This window comes from Micromonospora sp. NPDC049374, assembly GCF_040677165.1.
GTDB lineage: Bacteria > Actinomycetota > Actinomycetes > Mycobacteriales > Micromonosporaceae > Micromonospora.
Genome location: NZ_JBFAQH010000005.1, coordinates 82619 through 104819 on the forward strand (window position 1 = coordinate 82619; position 22201 = coordinate 104819).

General features: G+C 71.7%; 17 protein-coding genes. 15 read left to right on the top strand and 2 right to left on the bottom strand.

What is annotated here, in order from left to right; translation table 11 throughout:
• Positions 1-405: 405 nt before the first annotated feature.
• Complete coding sequence (locus tag AB0J93_RS10615; protein ID WP_363920381.1) at positions 406-3150, bottom strand: beta-L-arabinofuranosidase domain-containing protein; 2745 nt, start codon at positions 3148-3150, stop codon at positions 406-408.
• Between the two features lie 339 nt (positions 3151-3489).
• Between AB0J93_RS10615 and AB0J93_RS10620 the strand changes: the two genes are divergently transcribed.
• From AB0J93_RS10620 to AB0J93_RS10640, 5 genes are all read left to right on the top strand, one after another.
• A complete protein-coding gene (locus AB0J93_RS10620; protein WP_363920383.1) occupies positions 3490-4803 on the top strand; it encodes an MFS transporter in 1314 nt (437 codons plus the stop codon).
• 15 nt (positions 4804-4818) lie between these two features.
• On the top strand, positions 4819-5700 hold the full coding sequence (locus tag AB0J93_RS10625; protein ID WP_363920385.1) for a helix-turn-helix domain-containing GNAT family N-acetyltransferase: 882 nt from the start codon (positions 4819-4821) through the stop codon (positions 5698-5700).
• A gap of 81 nt (positions 5701-5781) precedes the next feature.
• Positions 5782-7086: a M48 family metallopeptidase gene (locus AB0J93_RS10630; protein WP_363920387.1), complete on the top strand. Its 1305-nt coding sequence runs from the start codon at positions 5782-5784 to the stop codon at positions 7084-7086.
• A 123-nt stretch (positions 7087-7209) separates the two neighbouring features.
• The gene (locus AB0J93_RS10635; protein ID WP_363920389.1) at positions 7210-7809 is read left to right on the top strand and encodes a TetR/AcrR family transcriptional regulator; all 600 of its coding nucleotides are present in this window, start codon (positions 7210-7212) and stop codon (positions 7807-7809) included.
• Positions 7806-9434: an isovaleryl-CoA dehydrogenase gene (locus AB0J93_RS10640; RefSeq protein ID WP_363920391.1), complete on the top strand. Its 1629-nt coding sequence runs from the start codon at positions 7806-7808 to the stop codon at positions 9432-9434. Before AB0J93_RS10635 ends, AB0J93_RS10640 begins: the two co-directional genes overlap by 4 nt.
• Positions 9435-9479: 45 nt before the next feature.
• Here the strand turns inward: AB0J93_RS10640 and AB0J93_RS10645 are convergent, their stop codons facing one another.
• Positions 9480-10562, bottom strand: a complete 1083-nt coding sequence (locus AB0J93_RS10645) for a glycoside hydrolase family 19 protein (protein ID WP_363920393.1) — start codon at positions 10560-10562, stop codon at positions 9480-9482.
• Positions 10563-10885: 323 nt separating this feature from the next.
• On the opposite strand from AB0J93_RS10645, the gene AB0J93_RS10650 reads away from it, so the two are divergent.
• From AB0J93_RS10650 to AB0J93_RS10695, 10 genes are all read left to right on the top strand, one after another.
• On the top strand, positions 10886-12997 hold the full coding sequence (locus AB0J93_RS10650) for a cellulose binding domain-containing protein (protein WP_363920395.1): 2112 nt from the start codon (positions 10886-10888) through the stop codon (positions 12995-12997).
• A 194-nt stretch (positions 12998-13191) separates the two neighbouring features.
• On the top strand, positions 13192-14022 hold the full coding sequence (locus AB0J93_RS10655; protein ID WP_363920885.1) for an alpha/beta hydrolase: 831 nt from the start codon (positions 13192-13194) through the stop codon (positions 14020-14022).
• Positions 14023-14138: 116 nt separating this feature from the next.
• Positions 14139-15296 (top strand): acyl-CoA dehydrogenase family protein, encoded by a 1158-nt coding sequence (locus AB0J93_RS10660; RefSeq protein ID WP_363920397.1) that lies wholly within the window; start codon positions 14139-14141, stop codon positions 15294-15296.
• Positions 15293-16414 carry an acyl-CoA dehydrogenase family protein gene (locus tag AB0J93_RS10665; protein WP_363920400.1) on the top strand — a complete coding sequence of 374 codons (1122 nt, stop codon included), beginning with the start codon at positions 15293-15295 and terminating at the stop codon, positions 16412-16414. The genes AB0J93_RS10660 and AB0J93_RS10665 overlap by 4 nt, the downstream gene beginning before the upstream one ends.
• A gap of 87 nt (positions 16415-16501) precedes the next feature.
• Positions 16502-17284, top strand: a complete 783-nt coding sequence (locus AB0J93_RS10670; protein ID WP_363920402.1) for an ATP-binding cassette domain-containing protein — start codon at positions 16502-16504, stop codon at positions 17282-17284.
• Positions 17284-18003: an ABC transporter ATP-binding protein gene (locus AB0J93_RS10675; RefSeq protein WP_363920405.1), complete on the top strand. Its 720-nt coding sequence runs from the start codon at positions 17284-17286 to the stop codon at positions 18001-18003. The genes AB0J93_RS10670 and AB0J93_RS10675 overlap by 1 nt, the downstream gene beginning before the upstream one ends.
• 15 nt (positions 18004-18018) lie before the next feature.
• Positions 18019-18897, top strand: coding sequence for a branched-chain amino acid ABC transporter permease (locus tag AB0J93_RS10680; RefSeq protein WP_363920407.1), 879 nt, complete (start codon positions 18019-18021; stop codon positions 18895-18897).
• Positions 18894-19997, top strand: coding sequence for a branched-chain amino acid ABC transporter permease (locus AB0J93_RS10685; RefSeq protein WP_363920409.1), 1104 nt, complete (start codon positions 18894-18896; stop codon positions 19995-19997). Before AB0J93_RS10680 ends, AB0J93_RS10685 begins: the two co-directional genes overlap by 4 nt.
• A 65-nt stretch (positions 19998-20062) precedes the next feature.
• Complete coding sequence (locus tag AB0J93_RS10690; RefSeq protein WP_363920411.1) at positions 20063-21343, top strand: ABC transporter substrate-binding protein; 1281 nt, start codon at positions 20063-20065, stop codon at positions 21341-21343.
• 195 nt (positions 21344-21538) lie between these two features.
• A complete protein-coding gene (locus AB0J93_RS10695; protein WP_363920413.1) occupies positions 21539-22150 on the top strand; it encodes a TetR/AcrR family transcriptional regulator in 612 nt (203 codons plus the stop codon).
• Positions 22151-22201 lie beyond the last annotated feature (51 nt).

Below are 22201 nucleotides of genomic sequence, written 5' to 3' on the forward strand. Positions count from 1 at the left end.
GGATGGCCGGATCCGGGCACGGCGAGGTAGACCCGAACGCGGATCGCGCGGGTTGCGCGGTTGGTCGAGATGTAGCGGTCGCCGATGACAGCGGCCGTTTCTGGGTGACGCGGCGATCGGTGCCGTCGAGGCGTGCCCTTCCGCGCGGATGGACAGCGCGCGGCGTCTCGCGGATGCCGGCCCGGACAGGCCGCCGGGCGGGTCGGCGGGAATGGCCGCCTCGGCCCGGTGGCCGGTGACGTGAAACAGGAGCGTGCCCGTGCTCCTCGCCGAAGCTAGCATGTTATCGATAACATGCTCAAGCGATGACGGTGGATGTAATGGCGGTCCGGGGCGACGGCCGAGGCCGCCGGAAACGACCCGTGGTGGGTCCCGCCCGGCGGCCTCGGCGATGTTGGGTCAGGCTCAGATGAAACGCCAGCGGTGGTCGCCCGCGCCGTTGTCGTCCCAGATCACGATCTGAGTACCCTGGCTGGACGAGGCGCCGGTGACGCCGAGGACCCGCCCACCGTTGGCGGACTGGATCCGGAAGTAGCCGTTCGCGGCGTACCGCAACCGCCACCGGTTGCTGGCCGCCCCGTTGTCCGCCCACTGCACCACGCGGGCGCCGTTGCCGCTGCTGCCGTTCTCCACGCCCAGCACCTTGCCGCTGTGGGAGTTGCGCAGCCGCAGGTAGCCGCCGCTGTCCACGATCGCGGTCCAGAGGTGGTCGGCGGTGCCGGTGTCGCCCCACTGGATCACCAGGCCGCCGTCGGCGGTGGACATGTTCTGCACGCCCAGCACGAGACCGGTGGCCAGGTTCTGGATCCGGCGGGCACCGTTGGGCACGAACCGCCACTGGTTGTCCGGCGTGCCGTTGTCCGGATCCTGGACGACCCGGGCGCCCTGCGCGGTGGAACCGTTGAGGGTGGCCAGGAGCTTGCCGGTGTGCCCGTTACGGATCTTGTGTGACCCGTCGCCGACGTCCACGATCGTCCACCGGTGGTCGGCCGTGCCGGTGTCGGACCATTGCAGGACCTGTGCGTTGTCGGCGGTCGACATGTTCTGCACGCCGAGCACCTTGGCACTGTTGGCGTTGCGGAACTTCACAGCGTTGCCGTCGACGACCAGCTGCCAGTCGTGGTCGGCGGTGCCGTTGTCGCCCCACTGCAAGGCCGGTGCCCCGTCGGCGGTGGACATGTTCTCGATGCCGAGCACCAGGCCACTTGCGACGTTGGCGAGCCGGAACGTCGCCGTCCCGGTGCCCGGGGACTGGCCGTTGGCGTTCCAGTAGACGGTGTAGTTGTGCCCGTGCGCGTCGTAGAACGGGCCCAGGTTGACCGTGGAGCCGTTGGCGGTGGCGGTGAAGGTCAACGCCGAGGTGCTGGTCCGGTTGACCGAGGTGGTGGCCAGGGCGGGCAGGGCGGCCAGCGCGGTGTTGCCGTAGTTGCCGGAGAGCACCGCGGGGCCGTAGGTCAGTGCCACCACGTTCGGGTCGTCGTTGGCCGGCTGCACGATCACGCGCATCGGTAGCCGTACGGTCACCGTGTCGCCTGAGGTCCAGGATCGGGTGAGGGTGGCGTACGTGCCCGGGGTGGTGCTGATGTTCTGCGCGGCGCCGTTGACGCTGATCGTCGCTCCCTGCGTCCAGGCCGGGATGCGGATCCGCATCGTCCACGATCCGCTGACGTCGCCGGTCACGGTGAGGGTCGTGGTGTCGCTGACCGGGTAGGTGGTGCTCTGGGTGACCGTGATGCCGCGCTGCGACCAGGTCAGCACCGAGGGCAGGAACAGGTTCACCGTGAGCGTGGTGTCGTTGTGGAAGTAGATCGAGTCCATCAGGGTGGTGTTGGTTTCCAGTTGCGAGCCCTGGCAGCACCAGAAGGAGTTGTAGTCGGTACTCCAGGTGCCGCCGCCCCACGCCGGTCCCACGCCGCGCCGCCCGCCGGGATTCAACGGCGTGAAGTACGTGATGTGGCCGTGGTTGTCGGCCGGGTTCTGCGCCCCGACCAGGTGGTTGAGCAGTGCCCGCTCGTAGAAGTCGAAGTACGCCACCCGGTTCGGGTCCAGCAGCCACAGCTCCCGGGTCAGCTTGAGCATGTTGTACGTGTTGCACGCCTCGCAGGTGTCGTTGCGCAGGTAGCCGGCGATGGCGTTGGGTGCCCGGAAGTGTTCGGCCTGGCTGTTGCCGCCGATGACATAGGTGTGCGCGTTGACCGTCATGTTCCACGCGTTGCTGGCGATGTCCCGGTACCGGGTGGTGCCGGTGGCCTTGAACTCGCGGGCCGCGCCGATCCACTTCGGTACCTGGGTGTTGGCGTGCAGCCCGTTGAGCTGGTCGGAGTTGGCCGCGAGCGGGTTGAACACGGCGTTGTGGTCGAACCGTTGGGCGGTGGTGAGCCAGCGGGTGTCGCCGGTCTGCTGGTACAGGTCGGTCAGCACGGCGTTCATCCCACCGAACTCGGTGCCCAGCATCGCCTGCATCTGCGCGGAACTCAGTCGGCTGGTGCGCCAGTCCACCCAGCCGGCGAACGCCAGCAGGACGTCGCGGGCCTGGTTGTTGCCGATGTACCGCCACACGTCGAGCAATCCGGCGAGGGTCTTGTGGATGGCGTAGTACGGCACGTTGCCGTTGTTGAGCGTGCGGTTCTCCACGGCGGTGAAGTCGGACTCGGGGAAGCCGCTGAGGTATCCGGCGTTGAAGCCGGCGGCACCGTTGTTGGCCTGGCACTTGGCCAGCTCGGCCACCATGTGGTTGGCCTTGTCCCGGCAGGTGGTGTCGCCGAGTACGGCCCACAGGTACGACCAGGCGGTCAGGAAGTGCCCCTGGGAGTGGGTGCGGAACGGGAAGTTGGGTGCCTCCCAGCCGCCGAGGGCCGCGGCACCGGCGGTGGAGAGCCGGTGGTTGGCGCGGAAGTTGTAGAGCAGCCGGTTGACGTCGACGAAGCGCAGGTAGTTGACCGTGCGGTTCTGGTTGTCCAGCCAGCGGCTGGCGGTCAACCGCACCTGGCCCGGCTCGAAGGCGTACGCGGAGACGCCGAGGTCGGGTCGCACCGGGGGCAGCGCCGCACTGGCGGTGCCGTTGGCCAGCGTGGGGCCGACGGCGGCGGCGACGGCCGCCGCGCCGGCGGCCCGGAGCACGTGGCGACGGTTGAGGGACGGGTAGGGCATCACGACCTCCGTGGTGGCATGGGGGAGCGCCGCCCGACCCGGCGGGGGTGGTGGCCGACCGGGCGGCGAGGAGCGGTGCGATGACGTCGACGCGCGGCGCGCAGCGTGCGTCGACCGGACCCGGCGCGTTTCGCTGCGGTGGCGGCTCATGCCAAGCCCATCAATGTTATCGCTAACATACGTGGCTCGCTATGTGCTCCGCAAGACGTTGGGAACGGGCCGGCCTGGCGACGCGGATTGACCCTCGACCCGATCGAGGCCGGAGGGTGCCGAAGGTAGCCGGCCGGGCTCCTCACCGAGACCCGGTCGGAGGGTCGGCGATGGCGGGGGTTCGTGGTGGTGGCGACGAGCGGTGACCGGGCGACGGTGCCGGGCGCGTACTGGATGTGGCTGGGCGGTACCGCGCTGAGTCTGGTCGGCGTGCAGGCGATGGCCTTCGCGATGGCCTGGGCGGCGGCCGGGCAGGGGGCTCGGTTCGCCGCCCTGGTGCCGACCGCGATCGTGCTGCCCCGGGTACTGCTGCTGTTGGTGGGCGGTGCGGTGGCCGACCGGGTCGGCGCCTGGCGCGTCCTGCTCGCCTCGACCGCGGCGATGATCGTGGTCACCGTGGCGCTGGCAGGAGCCGCGTGGTCACCGCTCGACCTGCGGCTGCCGCTGCTGCTCGCCGCGCTGGCGATCGGGTCCGTGGACGCCTTCCAGCTGCCGAGTTCGGGCTCGATGCCGCGGCGGCTGGTACCGCCGGAGGTGCTGGCCCGCGCGATGTCGGCCCGGCAACTCGCCGGGCAACTCGCGCTGTTCGCCGGTCCACCACTGGGTGGCGTGCTGCTCGGCGTGGTCGGGCTCGCCGGGGCGGCCCTGACCAACACCGCCACCTTCCTGGCGATGCTGGTGGTCCTGCTTGTCATCCGGCCTGCCGCCGAGCAATCGCCGGACGCCGGGCCGGACTGCGGGCGGTCGCCGAACAATGGGCCAGGCCATGGGCCGTCGCCAGACGCCGGGGTGGCTCACGGGCGGTCGCCGGTGTCGGCCGCGTTGGACGGCCTGCGCCTCGCCTGGTCGGTGCCGGTGTTGCGGGCGGCGCTGCTGGTGACCGGCGTCGTCGCCGGATTCCTTCTGCCGGTCGGCCCGCTACTGGTGCCCCTGCTGGCCCGGGAGCGGGACTGGTCACCGTCGGCCACCGGCGCGGTCGTCGCGGCCATGGCGCTGGGCACCGCCATCGTGGCGGTGGGGGTCCTGCTGCGCGGCGCGTCCTCCCGTCCCACAGCGGTGGCCGCCGTCGGCCTGCTGGTGGCCGCCGCCGGCGTGGTCGTGCTCGCGGTCGCCCGCGCTCCGCTGCCGGCCGTCCTGGCCGGTGTGCTCGTCGGTGTCGGCGCCGGCTGCTTCGCCACGCACATCGGCCCACTGGTCCTGGCCGCCACACCGCTCACCCACCTGGCCCGGGTGCAGTCCGTGCTGGTGCTGGTCCAGAGCCTGCCGTTGCTGGTGACGGCCAACGCGTTCGGCCTCGTCGTCGAGGTCGCGCACGTTGCGGCGGTGCTGTACGGCTGCGCGGGGTTCCTCGCCGTGACCGGGTTGATGGCTCTGGCCGGGCCGGCGCTGCGCCGCTCGTCCCACAGATCCACCCCGGCGGCTGTCGGCCACTCGAATATCTGACTAAAGTCAGCAATCGTGGATCGTGCACTTGTGGACGTGGTGCGGCGCTTCAACCGCACGGTGACTCAGCGCGTCGGCGCGCTGGACGACAGCTATCTCGCCCGTGACCGTCCCCTGGCGCAGTCGCGGCTGCTCTGGGAGATCGGTCCCGACGGCGCCGAGGTCGCGGCCCTGCGGACCCGGCTGGATCTCGACGCCGGCTACCTCAGCCGGCTGCTGCGCATTTTGGAGGGGGCGGGCCTCGTGCTCGTCGGTCCCGGTGAGGGCGACGGCCGGGTACGCACCGCGCGTCTCACCGAGGCCGGTCGCGCCGAGTGGGATTTGCTCGACGGCAGGTCCGACGAACTGGCCTGGTCGGTGCTGTCACCCCTGACCGACGGCCAACGCGCCCGGCTCACCACCGCCATGGCCGAGGTCGAGCGCCTGTTGATGGCGTCGCTGATCACCATCGAACCCTGCCATCCCGGTGAGCCGCGTGCCCGCGCCTGCCTGCGGACGTACGCGCGGGAACTCGCCGCCCGGTTCGACTCCGGCTTCGAGCTGGGTCAGGGCGGCGCCGACGAGCAGGAATACGTGCCTCCGGCCGGCCTCTTCCTGGTCGCCACCCTCTCGACCGAGGCGGTGGGCTGCGGTGGACTGCGGCTGTCCCCGGGCGAGCCCGCCGAGATAAAGCGGCTCTGGGTGTCGGCCTCGGTGCGCGGGCTCGGCGTCGGGCGTCGCCTGCTGGGCGAGTTGGAGCGGCACGCCGTGGCGGCCGGCGCGGCCAGCATCCGACTCGACACCAACCGCACTCTCACCGAGGCGATGCGGCTCTACCGCGCCGAGGGTTACCAGGAGATCCCGCGCTACAACGACAATGCGTACGCCCACCACTGGTTCGCCAAGCCGCTGCCCTGAGACGCGCGCTGGCACGTACCCGCCGAAGCCCGGCGATGGCGCGCCGTTGACTGGGACATCGCACTTGATCACACTGTCGCGGTGCCAATCGCGCGTGACCGCATCCTGTCCGAGCCTCGCGTCGACTCCTGCCCGAACTGCGCCAGCACCGAGGTGTGGACCGTCGTCGACCAGCCACCCTGGTGCGGGCGTTGTGAGTGGAACCTCGACGTCGCCGCTTCAGGTGCCGCCGGCCGTCTGGGTCGGTCTCTCGAACGGCTCGATCGTCGCGCCGGGTTCCGGGCGGACCGCCGCCTTGCCCACCTGACAACGCAGTTGGGAACTTCCCCCTCCTGGCTGACGCCTGCCTTCCTGCTGCTCGGGCTGGTCTCTTTCGCGTTGGTGCTTCTTCCGTTAGGTGCGTTGGCTGCCGCCGTGTGGCTGCTGATCAACGGCGTGGGGCCGTTGATTCTGCCGCTGCTGCTCGCCGCCGTGGCCTACGTGTTGCGTCCCCGCCTGGGCAGCGTCCGACAGGTGGTCAAAGGCGCTTACCGGTTGACTCCGCAGCGACAGGCGGCGCTGCACCGTCTGGTCGAGCGGGTCGGCGACTCTGTCGGCGCACCAAAGCCCGACCTCATAGTGCTCAACGACGACTGGAACGCGGCGGCGGCAGTCGTCGGGGTGCGCAGGACCCGAGTCCTGCTGCTCGGTGTCCCGCTGCTCATGGGCCTGTCGCCGCAGGAGATGGTGGCGCTGATCGGTCACGAACTCGGGCACTTCCGCTGGGCGGACTCGCGCCGGCGTCTCCTGACGCAGCCGGCCCGGACCTTCTTCGGCATGCTCGCGACCGCGACCCGGCCGCCACACGGAGACGCGCACGACAGGGACGTGGCGGGCATCTACGCCCTCTTCTACACACTCTGGCAGTTGGTTGGAGGTGCCGTCAGCTGGCTGCTGTTCGTCGTACACCTCTTGATGAACACGCTCGATGCCCGGGAGGGGCGTCGAGCGGAGGTGCGAGCCGACGCGATGGCGGCGAGGGCGGCGGGCAGCACCGCGGCTCTCGGCATGGTCGACGTCTTGGCGTTGTCGCCTCTGCTGGCGCCGCTCGTCACCGCGCATGGAACGCCGGGAGTCGCGATGGACATCTGGCGGCGGGCCATCGCCACGACCCGTGCGGAGCAGGCGGTCCGGCTGCCGATGCTGCGTCAGCTCACCATCCGCGAGCACGCGTCACTGCTCGCCAGCCATCCGGCGCCGGGACGGCGGCACCAGGTGATCTCGGGAATGCCCCACCAGAACGCCGCGGTCGTGGTGACCCCGGCCGAAGCGGCCACCCTCGATGCCGAGCTGCGGCCATTCGTCGAGGCGCTGCGCAAGCAACTCGCGCAGGCGTACGACCTGTGACCTCAGAGCGACCGGCAATAGGACTGGCGGGGCTGCGGCACGCCCTGGCACTTTGGCTGGCGGCGTTGTCGTCGCCGGGCAGGTGCTTGCCGGCAAGAAATGAATGGTGATTCAATCCTTGGTGTGGCGTACCGGAGCACGGAGCGGGTGCGGGCGCGGCTGACCGCCTCGCGCGAGCGGATCGTCGACGCCGCCCTCGGCATCCTGGCCGAGCACGGCTACGCCGGCTGCTCGGTCGCGGCCGTCGCCGAGCGGGCCGGGCTGGCCACCGGGAGCGTCTACCGGCACTTCCCGGCCAAGGCCGACCTCTTTGCCGAGGTGTTCCGCACGGCCAGCCAGCGCGAGATCGACGCCGTCACCCGGGCCGCCGCGGTCGAGAGCACGGCCGCCGCTCGGGTCCGGGCGGTCATCGAGACCTTCGCCGGCCGCGCCCTACGGTCACCACGGCTGGCGTACGCCCTGCTCGCTGAGCCGGTCGATCCGGCGGTGGAGGCGCAGCGGCTGGTCTTCCGGCGTGCCCACGCGGCGCTGCTGGCCGGCTACATCGCCGACGGCGTGGCCGGCGGCGAACTGCCGGCGCAGAATCCCGAGCTGACCTCCACCGCCGTGGTCGGTGCGCTGGCCGAGGCAATGGTCGGCCCGCTGGCCGCCGGTGTCGCCGTTCCGGACACCATCGGCGGCCTGATCACCTTCATCCACCGCGCGTTGGGAGTTCCGTCGTGAGCAGGCACGAGGTGTTCAACCAGGTTCCGCCGCTGGTCGGCCACGACACGGCGGACGAGCCCGCTCTGCTCGACGCGCTGGCCCGGGAGGGGGCCGGCTGGGCCACGGCCGAACTGCACGAACTCGGCCGGCTGGCCGGCACCGAACAGGCAATCGAGCACGGCCGGCTGGCCAACGAACATCCGCCGGTGCTGCGTACCCACGACCGCTACGGACACCGGGTCGACGAGGTGGAGTTCCACCCCTCCTGGCACGAGTTGATGCGTACCGCCGTGGCGCACGGCCTGCACGCCGTTCCCTGGGGCGACGAGCGGCCCGGCGCGCACGTCGCCCGGGCCGCGAAGTTCCACGTCTGGCGACCCGACGCCGGTCACGGTTGCCCGATCTCGATGACGTACGCGGCGGTGCCCGCGCTGCGGCACGCCCCCGACCTGGCCGCTCGCTACGAGCCGCTGCTCACCGCCCGCAGCTACGACTTCGGGCTGCGGGAACCACAGCACAAGCAGGGGCTGCTGGCGGGCATGTCGATGACCGAGAAGCAGGGCGGGTCGGACGTGCGGGCCAACACCACCACGGCCCGCCCGACGCCCGACGGCAGCTACCGGCTGGTCGGGCACAAGTGGTTCACCTCGGCCCCGATGTGCGACCTCTTCCTCACCCTCGCCCAGGCGCCGGGCGGGCTCACCTGCTTCCTGGTCCCGCGGGTGCTTCCCGACGGCACCCGCAACCCGATGCGCTTGATGCGACTCAAGGACAAGCTCGGCAACCGTTCCAACGCCTCCAGCGAGGTGGAGTACGACGACGCGGTGGCCTGGCGGGTCGGCGACGAGGGCCGGGGCGTCCGCACCATCATCGACATGGTGAACCTGACCCGCCTGGACTGTGTGATCGGTGCGGCCTCCGGGATGCGGCACGGCGTCGTCACGGCCGTGCATCACGCCGCGCATCGGCGGGCCTTCGGCCGGTACCTCGTCGACCAGCCGCTGATGCGCAACGTCCTGGCCGACCTGGCGGTGGAGTCCGAGGCCGCCACGGTGCTGATGATGCGCCTGGCCGGTGCGACCGACCGGTCGGTACGCGGCGACGCGGCCGAAACGGCGTTCAAGCGGATCGCCCTCGCCGTGGGCAAGTACTGGGTCTGCAAGCGGTGGCCCGGTCACGCCGCGGAGGCCCTGGAGTGCCTGGGTGGCAACGGCTACGTGGAGGAGTCCGGGATGCCGCGACTGTTCCGCGAGTCGCCGCTGAACTCCATCTGGGAGGGCTCCGGGAACGTCGCCGCGTTGGACGTGCTGCGGGCGCTGGCCGGCCAGCCCGAGGTGATGGCGGCGTTCCAGTCGGAGGTGGACGCCGCCGCGGGTGCCGACGCCCGGCTCGACGCCGCGGTCCGCGAGGTGCGGGCGGCCCTGGCCGATCCGGCCGATCTGGAGGTACGGGCCCGTCGGGTGGTCGAGCAGTTGGCGCTGGTGTTGCAGGGCGCGCTGTTGGTGCGCCACGGTCACCCGGCGGTCGCCGACGCCTTCTGTGCGTCCCGGCTCGGCGGCGATCGGGGGCATGCCTACGGCACGTTGCCCGCGGGCGTCGACTTCGCCGCGATCATCGACCGGGCCACCCCGAAGGTGGGCTGACCGGTCCGGCGCCGCCACGGTGGGCGGCGGCGCCGGAGCCGGGGATCAGCAGTAGAGGTTCGCTCCGGCGGGCACCCCGAGGATGCCCACGAACTGCTGGTACCGGGTGACCCGACTCTGCACCTGGGCGGGGTTGCCGCCGTTGCACTCGATCGAGCCGTTGATGCTGCGGATGGTCTGCCCGAAACCGGCCCCGGTGACCATCGCGTGGTGCGCGGTCATCGTGCCGGGCCCGTTCTGCGTCATCCAGTACCAGATGGCGGTCTTCCAGGCCACGGCGGCGTCGTTCTGCACCAGCCACGGGTTGGTCAGCAGGGGCAACCCGAGGGCGTTGCCCGCCGCGTTGTAGTTGAAGTTCCAGCTCAGCTGGATCGGCCCACGCCCGTAGTACGCGGCCTGCCCGGCCGGGCAGCCGTACGACTGGCCGCTGTCGCAGTAGTGCGGGTAGTTCGCGGTGTTCTGCTCGACGATGTGCACCAGGCCGCCGGTCTCGTGGTAGACGTTCGCCAGGAAGGCCGCCGCCTCCTGACGCTGCACGGTGGCCCCGCCGGTGCGCGCGAACGCCGGGTAGGCGCTCAGCGCGTTGATCAGTCCGGAGTAGGTGTAGAAGCTGTTTCGGCCCGGGAACATCTGGTTGAACTGGGCCTCGCTGACCACGAAGGCACCCGGGTTGGTCGGTGGCGGGCTGCTGGTGGGCGGCGTGCCCGAGCAGGTGTACGGGTCCCAGTACCAGGTGCTGATGATCGGGTCGTAGCCGGGATTGTCGTGTTCGGCGATGTAGTACTGGCCGTTTGTGTACCGCACGATGCTGCCGGCCGGGTACCAGGTGCCGGCGATCCAGTTCGGATGGTCGCAGGATCCGCCCGAGGGCGGCGGGGTGCTACCGCCGCAGGCACCGAGGTCCTGCCAGACGCCGGTGTTGCCGGGTGGAGCCTCGCTCTGGGTCCACCATTTCGCCTGGTAGTTGCGGCCGTTGTGGGAGACCTGCATGCCTGAGGTGTAGACCGCGGCGGACTGCCACGGGGTGGCACAGGCTGCGGCGGAGGCGGCGGTCGACGGGATGACCGCCAGCAGCGCGCCGGTGAGTGTCAGTGCCGCGAGCGCGGCCAGGGCGCGCAATCTCGACATGGGATCACTCCTTTCCAGGGGGAGCGGGACGTCGAAAGCCGGAACGCCCATCGACATCCGTGATAGTAACACCTACTGTTTGTAAACCTTACTATTAGTTCCGAGCAGTGAACCGGGCGTTGAGCCGGGCCGGTTGCTGTGGGATTCTTGGACGCCGATGCGTTGTCGCGCGTGTGAGTGACCGTCGCCCGATGGGCAACCGGGGCCGCCACGGTTCCGGGGGACGACGGCCGAAGACGGATTCGTCTCCGATCCACCGGCCCCGAGCCCGGTACGTAGGGCTCGGGGCCGGTGGATCTCCGCGTGACCAACGAAGGAAGATCATGCAGATCTCGGACAGGCACGGCGTTCGACCCCTGGCCCCACCCCGGCGATCATCCCGACGCGCGCCGGCCCTTGTCGTGGCGGGCCTGCTGCTCGGCTCGGCCGTACTGGTCGGCATCGACCAGCCCAGCGCGGTCGCGGCGACCACGCCGGTGGAAGTGACAGTGAACGCGCGGGCCGGGCTGGCCACCGTGCCGGACACCGCCCTCGGCGTCAACCACGCCATCTGGGACTCGCAACTCGGCACCACCGACACGTCGGACCTGCTGCGGGCGGCCGGCGTGCAGATGATGCGCTATCCCGGCGGCTCCTACGCCGACATCTACCACTGGCGGGACCACACCGCGCCCGGCGGCTACGTCGCCCCCGGCACCGACTTCGACACCTTCATGGCCGGCGTGCGGCGGGCCGGCGCCCAGCCGATGATCATCGCGAACTACGGCACCGGCACCCCGGAGGAAGCGGCCGAGTGGGTCCGGTACGCCAACGTGACCAAGGGCTACGACGCCCGGTACTGGACGATCGGCAACGAGAACTACGGCAACGGGCACTACGGGTCGGCGTGGGAGGCCGACCATCACCCCGACAAGAGCGCCACCTACTACGCGAACCTGGTGGTCGCGTACGCGGACGCGATGAAGGCCGTCGACCCGAGCATCAAGGTCGGTGCGGTGCTCACCATGCCGGCGAACTGGCCCGACGGGCTGACCGCGGGTGAGGACCCGGGCCCGTGGAACCAGACCGTGCTGTCCATCGCCGGCCAGAAGATCGACTTCGTCGACGTGCACTGGTACCCGGGCGGCAGCGCCGCCGAATCGCTGCCCCGGACCAGCCACATCACCGACGCGGTCCACCTGCTGCGGGAGCAGATCACCAGGTACGCCGGCCCGAACGCCGGTCGCATCGGCATCAGCCTCACCGAGGTGAACGTCACCTCCCAGGGGATGACCAGCCAGCCGGCGGCGCTGTTCCTCGCCGACGCGTACAGCGGGCTGTTGGCCAACGGGGTGTTCACCGTCCACTGGTGGAACGTGCGCAACGGCATCGGGCAGGTGTCGACAGTGGCCGGGCAGACCGACTACGGCGACTTCGGCATGCTCTCCAGCGGCACCTGCACCTCGGACGGATCGGTCTGCGAGCCGCCGTTGAACACACCCTTCGCCGCGTACCACGGACTGTCCATGATGAGCCGCTTCGCCCGCACCGGTGACCAGTTCATCCGGGCGGCCAGCGACGACGCGCTGGTCGCCGCGCACGCGGTACGCCGGGCCAACGGCGAGGTCGCGGTGCTGTTGGTGAACCGGGATCCGGACAACGCCCGGGAGGTCGTCATCGACTATGCCGGCTTCGCCCCGTCGGGCGGGGAGCCGACGGTGCACACCCACACCAACGGTGCCACCGCCATCACCACCAGCCGGTCGGGCAGCGCGACCAGTCGGACCCTGCCGCCGTACTCCCTGACCACGCTCGTGGTGGAGTCGGCTGACCCGGGCACCGGGCGGCCCGGTGCACCAGGGCACCCCACGGCCGCCGAGGTCACCGACCGAACCGCGACGATCTCCTGGCCGGCGGCGACCCGGGGCGCGAGCCCGATCGCCAAGTACGAGGTGTACCGGCAGTACGGGGCGGTCAGTGAGCAGCTCGGCGAGACCTCGGGCACCTCGCTGACCGTCGGCAACCTTCTCCCGGGCGGCAGGTACACGGTCAACGTGCTGACCCGCGACACCGCGGGCCGGATCTCGTGGGCCTCACCGCCGTTGACCTTCACCACCGGCAGCCCGGCCACCAGCACCTGCGGCGTCCGCTTCACCCTCACCACGGACTGGGGCAACGGCTACGTGGCGAACGTCGACATCGTCAACGACGCCGACACCGCGATCGACGGCTGGACGCTGACCTGGACCTGGCCGACGACCTGGCAGCGGGTCGGCAGCGGCTGGAGCGCGAACTGGGAGCAGGTCGGCGCCACCGTCCGGGTCACCGGCACCGACGACAACCGTCGGATACCAGCCGAGGGTGGCACGAGCGCCGGCTTCGTCGGGGAGTACAGCGGGCCGAACGTCACACCGACCGCATTCCGGCTCAACGGCACCCTCTGCACGATCCTGTGAGGCCACCGGCGGCGTCGGTGGGGCCGCTGTGCTCCACCGACGACGCCGGGACTGGTGATTTTGCCGATGCGGTGCCGGCGGGGCGCCCCAAACACTGATCGCAGTCGATACAACTCCAACCCAAGGGAGTATCCGACGTGCGATCTACCACCACCACCCGTCCCCGTTCCGTCTCCCTCCTGGCCCGGCTGGCGATGGCCGCCGTCGTGGCCGCCGGTGGCGTCGTAGCCACCTCGTCCCCGGTCCAGGCCGCCAACCCGTACGAGCGGGGACCGGCACCGACAAACGCGGTCCTGGAGGCCAGCCGCGGCCCCTTCGCGACCTCGTCGACGAGCGTCTCCTCGCTGGTCAGCGGCTTCGGCGGCGGCGTCATTTACTACCCGACGACCACCACGGCCGGCACCTTCGGCGCGGTGGCCATCTCGCCCGGCTACACCGCCTCCTGGTCGAGCCTGGACTGGCTGGGCCCGCGGATCGCCTCGCACGGCTTCGTGGTCATCGGCATCGACACCATCACCCGGTTCGACCAGCCGAGCAGCCGGGGTCGGCAACTGCTCGCCGCACTGGACTACCTGACCGAGCGCAGTTCGGTGCGCGGGCGGATCGACGCGAGTCGGCTGGCCGTGGCCGGGCACTCGATGGGTGGTGGCGGCAGTCTGGAGGCCGCGGCGAGCCGACCGTCGTTGCAGGCCGCGGTGCCGCTGGCGCCGTGGAACCTGACCAAGAACTGGTCGAGCCTGCGGGTGCCGACGCTTATCGTCGGCGGCGAGTACGACACCGTCGCCTCGGTCTCGTCGCACTCCGAGCCGTTCTACAACAGCATTCCGGCGTCGGCGGAGAAGGCGTACCTCGAACTCAACGGCGAGGGCCACTTCTTCCCCAACTCGGTCAACACCCCGACGGCCAAGCAGATGGTGGCTTGGCTGAAGCGGTTCGTCGACGACGACACCCGGTACGAGCAGTTCCTCTGCCCGGGGCCGAGTGGCCTTGCGATCGAGGAGTACCGCGACACCTGCCCGCACTGAGGTCGACCGGGGCGGACGCGACGCGTCCGCCCCGGGTCGTCCGGCCGCCGGTCTTCCGTCCTGTGGACCGGCGGCCGTATATTGCATCGGGAGTGCAATAACCTTGGAGGTGGCGAGTGTCCGACCACACGGCCGACGGGCTGCGCGGGCTGGTCGCCGCGTTCCTGCGGACGCACGACCCGAGCGGTGACCGCACCCGTTTCCTGCGCGCCCGCTTCGACGCCGGCCTGGCCTGGGTGCACCACCCGCCCGGTCGGGGTGGCCTGGGCGCACCGCCGCACCTTCAGGCGGTGGTGGACGACGCCTTCGCCGAGGCCGGCGCGCCCGACAACCAGCCCCGGCGCAACAGCATCGGGCTCGGCATGGCCGCACCCACCCTGCTGCGGCACGCCAGCGAGGCCCAGTGCCGGCGCTGGCTGCGACCGCTGTGGACGGGCGAGGAGGTGTGGTGCCAGCTGTTCAGCGAGCCCGACGCCGGCTCCGACCTGGCCAGCCTGCGCACCCGGGCGGTGCCCGACGGTGACGACTGGGTGGTCGACGGCCAGAAGGTGTGGACGTCCCTGGCCCACGAGGCGCGCTGGGCGATCCTGCTGGCCCGCACCGACCCGGCCGCACCGAAGCATCACGGCCTCACCTACTTCGTCTGCGACATGGCGGCGCCGGGGGTGCAGGTGCGGCCACTGCGACAGGCCACCGGCGAGGCGGAGTTCAACGAGGTCTTCCTGACCGGGGTCCGGATACCCGACGCCCACCGCATCGGCGAGGTCGGACACGGTTGGCGGATCGCCCGCACCACCCTGATGAACGAACGCGTCGCCATCGGCGGCCGGCCGCTGCCCCGGGAGGGCGGGATGGTCGGTGTGCTGGCCCGGCTGTGGCGGGAACGACCGGATCTGCGCACCGGTGGCCTGCACGAGGAGGTCCTGCACGCGTGGGTACGCGCCGAGGCCGCCCGGCTGGCCGCGCTGCGCCTGCGCCAGTTGATCGCCGCCGGCCAACCCGGCCCGGAGGGCTCGGCGGTGAAGCTGTCCTTCGCCGAGCTGAGCCAGCGGATCAGCGGCCTGGAGGTGGAGTTGCGCGGCGCCGAGGGGCTGCGGCACGACGACTGGACGATGCGTCGACCGGAGGCGCCCGACCTGCTCGGCCGCACTGCCACCTACCGTTACCTCCGCGCTCGGGGCAACTCCATCGAGGGCGGCACGTCGGAGATCCTGCGCACCATCATCGCCGAGCGGGTGCTCGGGCTGCCCGCCGAGCCCCGGGTGGACCGATGACCGACCTGCTCTACGACGCCGACGAGGAGGCGCTGCGCGGCAGCGTCCGGGCGCTGCTGGCCGCGCACGCACCGTGGCAGCGAACCCTCGCCGCCGTCGACACCGAGGAACCGTACGACGCGGCGCTGTGGCGCCGACTGGTCGACCAGACCGGGGTGACCGGCCTGGCCGTGCCCACCGAGCTCGGTGGCGCCGGAGCCGGTTTCCGCGAGGTCGCGGTGGTGCTGGAGGAACTGGGCCGGGCGGTCGCACCGGTGCCCTTCCTGGGCACCGTCGTGGCCACCCGGGCGCTGCTCGCCTGCGGCGAGTCCACCCTGCTGCGCCAGGTAGCCGCGGCCGACCGCGACGTGGCGTTGGCGGTCGGTTTCGCCACCACGCCCGAGGCGGTCACCGGGACGGTCACGGTCGGCCCCGGACCGACACTCTCCGGCCGGGTGGTCGGGGTGGCCGACACCGCGCCGCACTGCCTGCTGCTGGTCCCGGCCGGCGACGGGTTGTACGCCGTCGACGCCGCCGAACCGGCGGTACGCAGGACCCCGGTGGTGTCCCTGGACGCCACGCGACCCCTCGTCGACCTCGACTTCAGCGCCGTACCCGCCCGCCCGGTCGCCGTGGGCGCGGTGGCCGCCGCGGCGGTGACGTCGGCGTTGACCGCGGGCGCGGCGCTGCTCGCCTCCGAGCAGGTCGGGGTGGCGCAGTGGTGTCTGGACACGACGGTGGACTACGTGCGGCAGCGCCGGCAGTTCGGCCGGCCGGTCGGTTCGTTCCAGGCGGTCAAGCACCGGCTGGCCGACCTCTGGGTGGAGCTGACCGAGGCCCGGGCGGTGGCCCGGTACGCGGCGGCCAGCGCAGCCGGCTCCGAGGCGCCGCTGGCAGCCGCACTGGCCCAGGCGTACTGCGGCCCGATGGCGGTCCGGGCGGCGGAGGTCTGCGTCCAGTTGCACGGTGGGCTGGGCTTCACCTGGGAGCATCCGGCCCATCTCTACCTCAAGCGGGCCAAGAGCACCGCGATCGCCTTCGGCACCGCCGACCGGCACCGGGCCGCCCTGGCCCGGCTGGTCGACCTGCCCGCGCCACCCCTCGTCCGGCCCGTCCCGCGCGGCGGTGCCGACCGGTGACGATCGGCCATCGAAGGTGTTGACGAAACACGCGAGAAATGTACACTCCGAGTGTAATAATGTGGCGGCGACGCGAGGGGCGGGCTGATGGCGGACGGTCTCGCACTGCACCAGGTCGGCGTCCGCTTCGGCGGCCTCACCGCCCTCGACGACGTCTCGCTGGAGGTCGGGCCGGGCGAGGTGGTCGGGGTGATCGGCCCCAACGGGGCCGGCAAGACCACGCTGTTCAACGTCGTGTGCGGCTTCGTCACCGCGCACACCGGCACGCTCACCCTCGACGGCCGGCCCCTTCGACCACGACCGCACCGGCTGACCCGGCTGGGCATCGCCCGGACGTTGCAGGGCACCGGCCTGTTCGCCGGGCTCACCGTGCTGGAGAACGTGATGGCCGGGGCCAGCCACACCGCCCGCACCGGGCTGATGTCGGCCCTGCTCGGGCTGCCGAGCAGCGACCGCGACGAACGCCGGCTGCGCGAGCACGCCCACGCCGTCCTGGCCGACCTGGGCATCACGGCGTACGCCGACGCCGCGCCGGACACCCTTCCGTTCGCGCTACGCCAGCGGGTCGCACTCGCCCGCGCCCTGGCCGCCCGCCCTCGGCTGCTGCTGCTCGACGAGCCGGCCGGCGGCCTCGGCGCGGACGACGTGGACACGCTCGCGGAGCTGATCCGGCAACTGCCGCACCGGGCCACCGACCCCTGCGCGGTGCTGCTTGTGGAACACCACATGGACCTGGTCATGGCGGTCTGTGACCGGATCGTGGTGCTCGACTTCGGGCGGGTCGTCGCCACCGGGCCACCCGAGGCGATCCGCGAGGACCCGGCCGTGGTGGACGCCTACCTCGGTGCGGCCGTGGACGAGGCCGCGTAGTGGGCGGCGACCTGCTCACCGCCGAAGCCCTGGCCGCCGGCTACGGGCCGGTGCCGGTGCTGCGCGACGTCGACCTGCGAGTGCCCAGCGGCACCATCGCCGCCGTCATCGGTGCCAACGGTGCCGGCAAGACCACCCTGTTGCGCACCCTGTCCGGCATGCTGCGCCCGACCGCCGGCCGGATCCTCCTCGACGGCCGCGACCTGCGCGGCACCCCGGTCGAGCAGCTCGTCCGGCGCGGCGTGGCGCACGTGCCGGAGGGGCGCGGCGTGATCGGCGAACTCACGGTGGAGGAGAACCTGCGCCTCGGCGCATTGTGGCGGCGGGACCGCACCGCCGCCGCCCGCGCCCTCGACGAGGTCTACCAGCTGTTCGAGCCGCTGGCCCGGCGTCGGCGTCACCTCGGCCATCAGCTTTCCGGCGGCGAGCGGCAGATGCTGGCCCTCGGCCGGGCCCTCGCCGGCCGACCCCGCCTGCTGCTGCTGGACGAACCGTCGCTCGGCCTGGCACCACGGGTGGTGGCCCAGACCATGGCGTTGCTGCGCCAGCTGCGCGACGACACCGGGCTGACCGTGCTGCTGGTCGAGCAGAACGTGCGCAGCGCCCTGGCCGTCGCCGACCAGGGCATCGTGATGTCGCTCGGCCGGGTCGCCCTGGCCGCCCCGGCCGCCCGACTGCGCGACGACGCCGACCTGCGCCACGCCTACCTCGGATTCTGAAACGCAAGGAGGACCGTGGACCGCTTCCTCTTCCTCACCCTCGACGGCCTGTCGAGGGGCGCGGTCTACGCCGCGTTCGCGCTCGCCCTGGTGCTCATCTGGCGGGCCGGTCGGATCGTCAACTTCGCCCAGGGCGCGATGGCGGTGGCCGCCGCGTACGTCGCGTACAGCGTCACCGCCGCCACCGGCTCGTACTGGCTGGGCTTCGGCGCGGCGCTGCTCGCCGGGCTGCTGCTCGGCGCGGTCGTCGACGTCGCGGTGATGCGGCTGGTGGACCACCGGTCACCGCTCAACCCGGTGATCGTCGCGCTCGGGCTGGTCCTGCTGATCCAGGCGGTCCTCGGCATGGTGTACGGCAACGAGTACCTGCCGGCCCGGGCGCCGTTCAGCCGGACCGCGCTGACGGTCGGCGGCACCGCCGTGCTGTCCCCGTACGACCTGTTCGTCTTCGCCACCGTCGGGGTGGTCGGCGCGGCCCTCGTCTGGATCTTCACCCGGACCGCGATCGGGCTGCGGATGCGCGCCGCGGCGTTCGCACCCGAGGTGTCCCGGCTGCTCGGCGTGAACGTGGGCGGCATGCTCACCCTCGGCTGGGCGCTGGCCTCGGGTGTCGGCGCGCTGGCCGCGATGCTTGTCATTCCCACCGGACTGGGGCTGCATCCGTACGCGATGGACCTGGTATTCGTCTCCGCGTTCACCGCCGCGGTGCTCGGCGGGCTGGACAGCCCACCGGGCGCGGTCGTCGGCGGTCTCGGTGTCGGCCTGCTGCTGTCCTACGTCAGCGGGTACGCCGGCGGCGACCTCATTCCGCTCGCGGTGCTCGCGTTGCTGCTGACGGTGCTGCTGTTACGCCCCGGCGGGCTGTTCGCCCCGGTCACCGCGAGGCGGGTGTGAGCGCCACCCGGGCGGCGGCGTCCGTCCGAGCCGCCGCCGTCGATCCCGCCCGCCGCGGCCGGTCGCTGCCGACCGTGGTGCGTCACCTCGTCGTCGCGGCCGGCGTCGCCCTGCTGGTGCTGATGGTCAGCTACCAACTCGACTCGTTCCGCAACTTCCAACTGGCCACCGTGGCGGCCTACCTCTGCGCCACCGCCGGCCTGACCGTCCTGACCGGGCTCTGCGGGCAGCTCTCGCTGGGACACGGTGCGCTGATGGCCACCGGCGCGTACACCCTCGCCCTGGTGCAGAACGCCTTCGCCGAGCGGGGTCTCACCGCCGGTGGATTGCTTGTCGTGTCCCTGGTGGTGGCGGCGCTGGCCACCGTCGTCGTCGGCGCTGTCGTCGGGGTCGCCGCCGCCCGGCTGCGTGGGCCTTACCTGGCCGGGCTCACCCTGGCCGTGGCGGTGGTGGTGCCCGCGTTGACGGTCACTTTCGACGGCGTCTTCAACGGCGAGCAGGGCCTGGCGGTGCCGGTGGCGCCCGCCCCGGCCGGGCTCGGCAGCTACTTCCCGCATGAGCGCTGGCAGCTCTGGGTGGCCACCGTGGCGACCCTGCTCTGCCTGGTGCTGCTGGCGAACCTGGTGCGCAGCCGTTACGGCCGCTCCTTCCGGGCGGTACGCGACGACGAGGTCGCCGCCCGGCTGGCCGGGATCCACGTGGCGCGTACCCAGGTCGTCGCGTTCGTGATCAGCGCGGGCAGCGCCGGCCTCGGTGGCGCCCTGCTGGCGGTGCTCGCGCAGAGCGTGTCACCCGGCGCGTTCGGCCTGACCTTGTCGCTGTTCCTGCTGATGGCCGTGGTGATCGGCGGTCTCGGCCGACTCGCCGGGGCGGCCTGGGGTGCCTTCCTGCTGGTGGCCCTGCCCGATCTGACGCACTCGCTGACCAACCTGTTCACCCTCTCGCCGGCCGCGGCGCAGCGGCTGGAGGGCAACCTGCCGCTGGCGATCTTCGGCAGCACGTTGATCGCAGTCATGATCGCCGCGCCCGGCGGCGTACAGGGGCTGTTGTCCCGGCTGGTCCGGGCGTTGCGCGCCCGCTGGCCGGCCGGGCGTTCGTAACCGTCACACCTGCTCACCCCAACCATCCATTTCGCACAACCGGTCCGATGAAAGGTCGGTGTCCCATGCGAAGCACGACACGGCGCGGTCTCGTGATCGCCACCACCCTCACCCTGCTGCTCACCTCCACCGCCTGCGGCTCCGACGACGGTCCCGGTTCGGGCGCGCCGGTGCCCGGCGTCACCGACACGGAGATCGTCGTCGGCACCCACATGCCACTTACCGGTCCGGCGTCCGCCGGCTACTCGAAGATCGCTCCGGCGACGAAGGCGTACTTCGACTACGTCAACGCCAACGGCGGCGTGCACGGCCGCAAGATCACCTACAAGGTCATGGATGACGGCTACAACCCCGCCACCACCCAGCAGGTCGTCCGGCAACTCGTGTTGCAGGACAAGGTCTTCGCCATCCTCAACGGCCTCGGCACGCCGACCCACACCGGCGTGCTGGACTTCCTGCACACCAACCGGGTACCGGACCTCTTCGTCGCCTCCGGCAGCCGCAGCTGGGACCAGCCCGACCGCTACCCGAACACCTTCGGCTTCAACCCCGACTACACGGTCGAGGGCAAGATCCTGGCGAACCATGTGAAGACCACCATGCCCGGCCGCACGGTGTGCTTCCTCGGGCAGGACGACGACTTCGGCCGTGACGCGTTGGCCGGCGTGGAGACGGTGCTCGGTGCCGACGGCGTGGCGGCCCGCCAGACCTACGTCACCAGCAACACAAACGTCGCGCCGCAGATCGGTGCGTTCAAGGCCGCCGGCTGCGAGGTGGTCATCCTCGCCACCGTGCCCGGCTTCACCGCCCTGTCCGTCGGCACCGCCGCCCGGCTGGACTTCCGCCCGCAGTGGGTGGTGTCGAACGTGGGCGCCGACCTGCCGACGCTGTCCCGGCAGCTCGGCGAGGCCGCCGCACTGCTGGAGGGCCTGATCGGCCTGAACTACCTGCCGATGCAGGGCGACAGCGACGATCCGTGGATCCAGCTGTTCACCAAGGTGAACGCGGAGCACAACGGCGGTGCGGAGTTCGACGGCAACACCGTCTACGGGATGGCGGTGGGCTACCTGTTCGTCCAGGTGCTCCAGGCCGCCGGCAAGGACCTCACCCGGGAGTCGTTGGTCGAGGCCGTCGGCAGGGGTGGTTACCAGGGGCCCGGCGTGGCGCCGTTGCGGTTCTCCGCCACCGACCACTCCGGGTACGGTGGCGGCCGGCTGAGCCGGGTCGAGGGGGGCGAGCAGCGCTACTTCGGCCCGACGTACGAGACCGACGAGTCCGACGGGCCCGTCAACGAGTACACCGCACCGCCGGTGGCGCCACCGGCCAACGGCGTGCCGAGCGCCTGATCCGCCCGCCCGGTGTGCACCGTCCGGCCCGGGCCCCGGGCGGTGCACACCGGCGAGGTGCGCGACCCTCGCCGGCCCGCCGCGACCGCAGCGGCCCCGGGGCGCGCTCGACGAGGCTCGTCCGGGCAGGGTCTCAGCAAACGCCTAGACTCGGCTCGCACGAACGCTACGCCAGGGGTGAGGGGGACGGCGGGGATGGTCAGTGCCGAGACGGCCGGTCGGGTCGACGGGCGCACCGCCCGGGCCGAGCGCACCCGGGCGGCGATCGTCGAGGCGCATCTCGCGCTCATCTCCGAGGGTGACCTGCGTCCGACCGGTGAGCGCATCGCCGAGCGGGCCGGCATCTCGCTGCGTACGCTCTGGACCAACTTCAAGGACATGGAGACCCTGTTCGAGGCCAGCGGGGCGGAGCTGCTGCGGCAGCAGGACGCCGCGTGGCGGCCGATCTCGCCCACCTTGCCGCTGGCCAAGCGGGTCGACGCGTTCTGCCGGCAGCGGGCGAAACTGCTGCAACTGATCGCGCCGTCGGCTCGGGCGGCACAGATGCGCGAACCGGTCTCCGCACAGTTGCGCCGCAACCGGCTCAAGCACATCGCCCGGGTACGCGACGAGGTCGAGCAGCTGTTCGCCGACGAACTGGACCGCGCCGGGTCGGCCCGGGACCAGGTGGTCAATGCCGTGGTGGCGGCGAGCACCTGGCCGGCGTGGTCGACCCTGCGCGACGGCCTCGGGCTGGGCGTGGACGCCGCCCGGGCGGTGATGGCCCGCACTGTCGGCGCGCTGCTCGCCGAGCCGGCCGAGCGCTGACCGGGCCGCTGCCGCCCGACATTTCCCTCTTCTCAAGCGCCGACAGGTAGG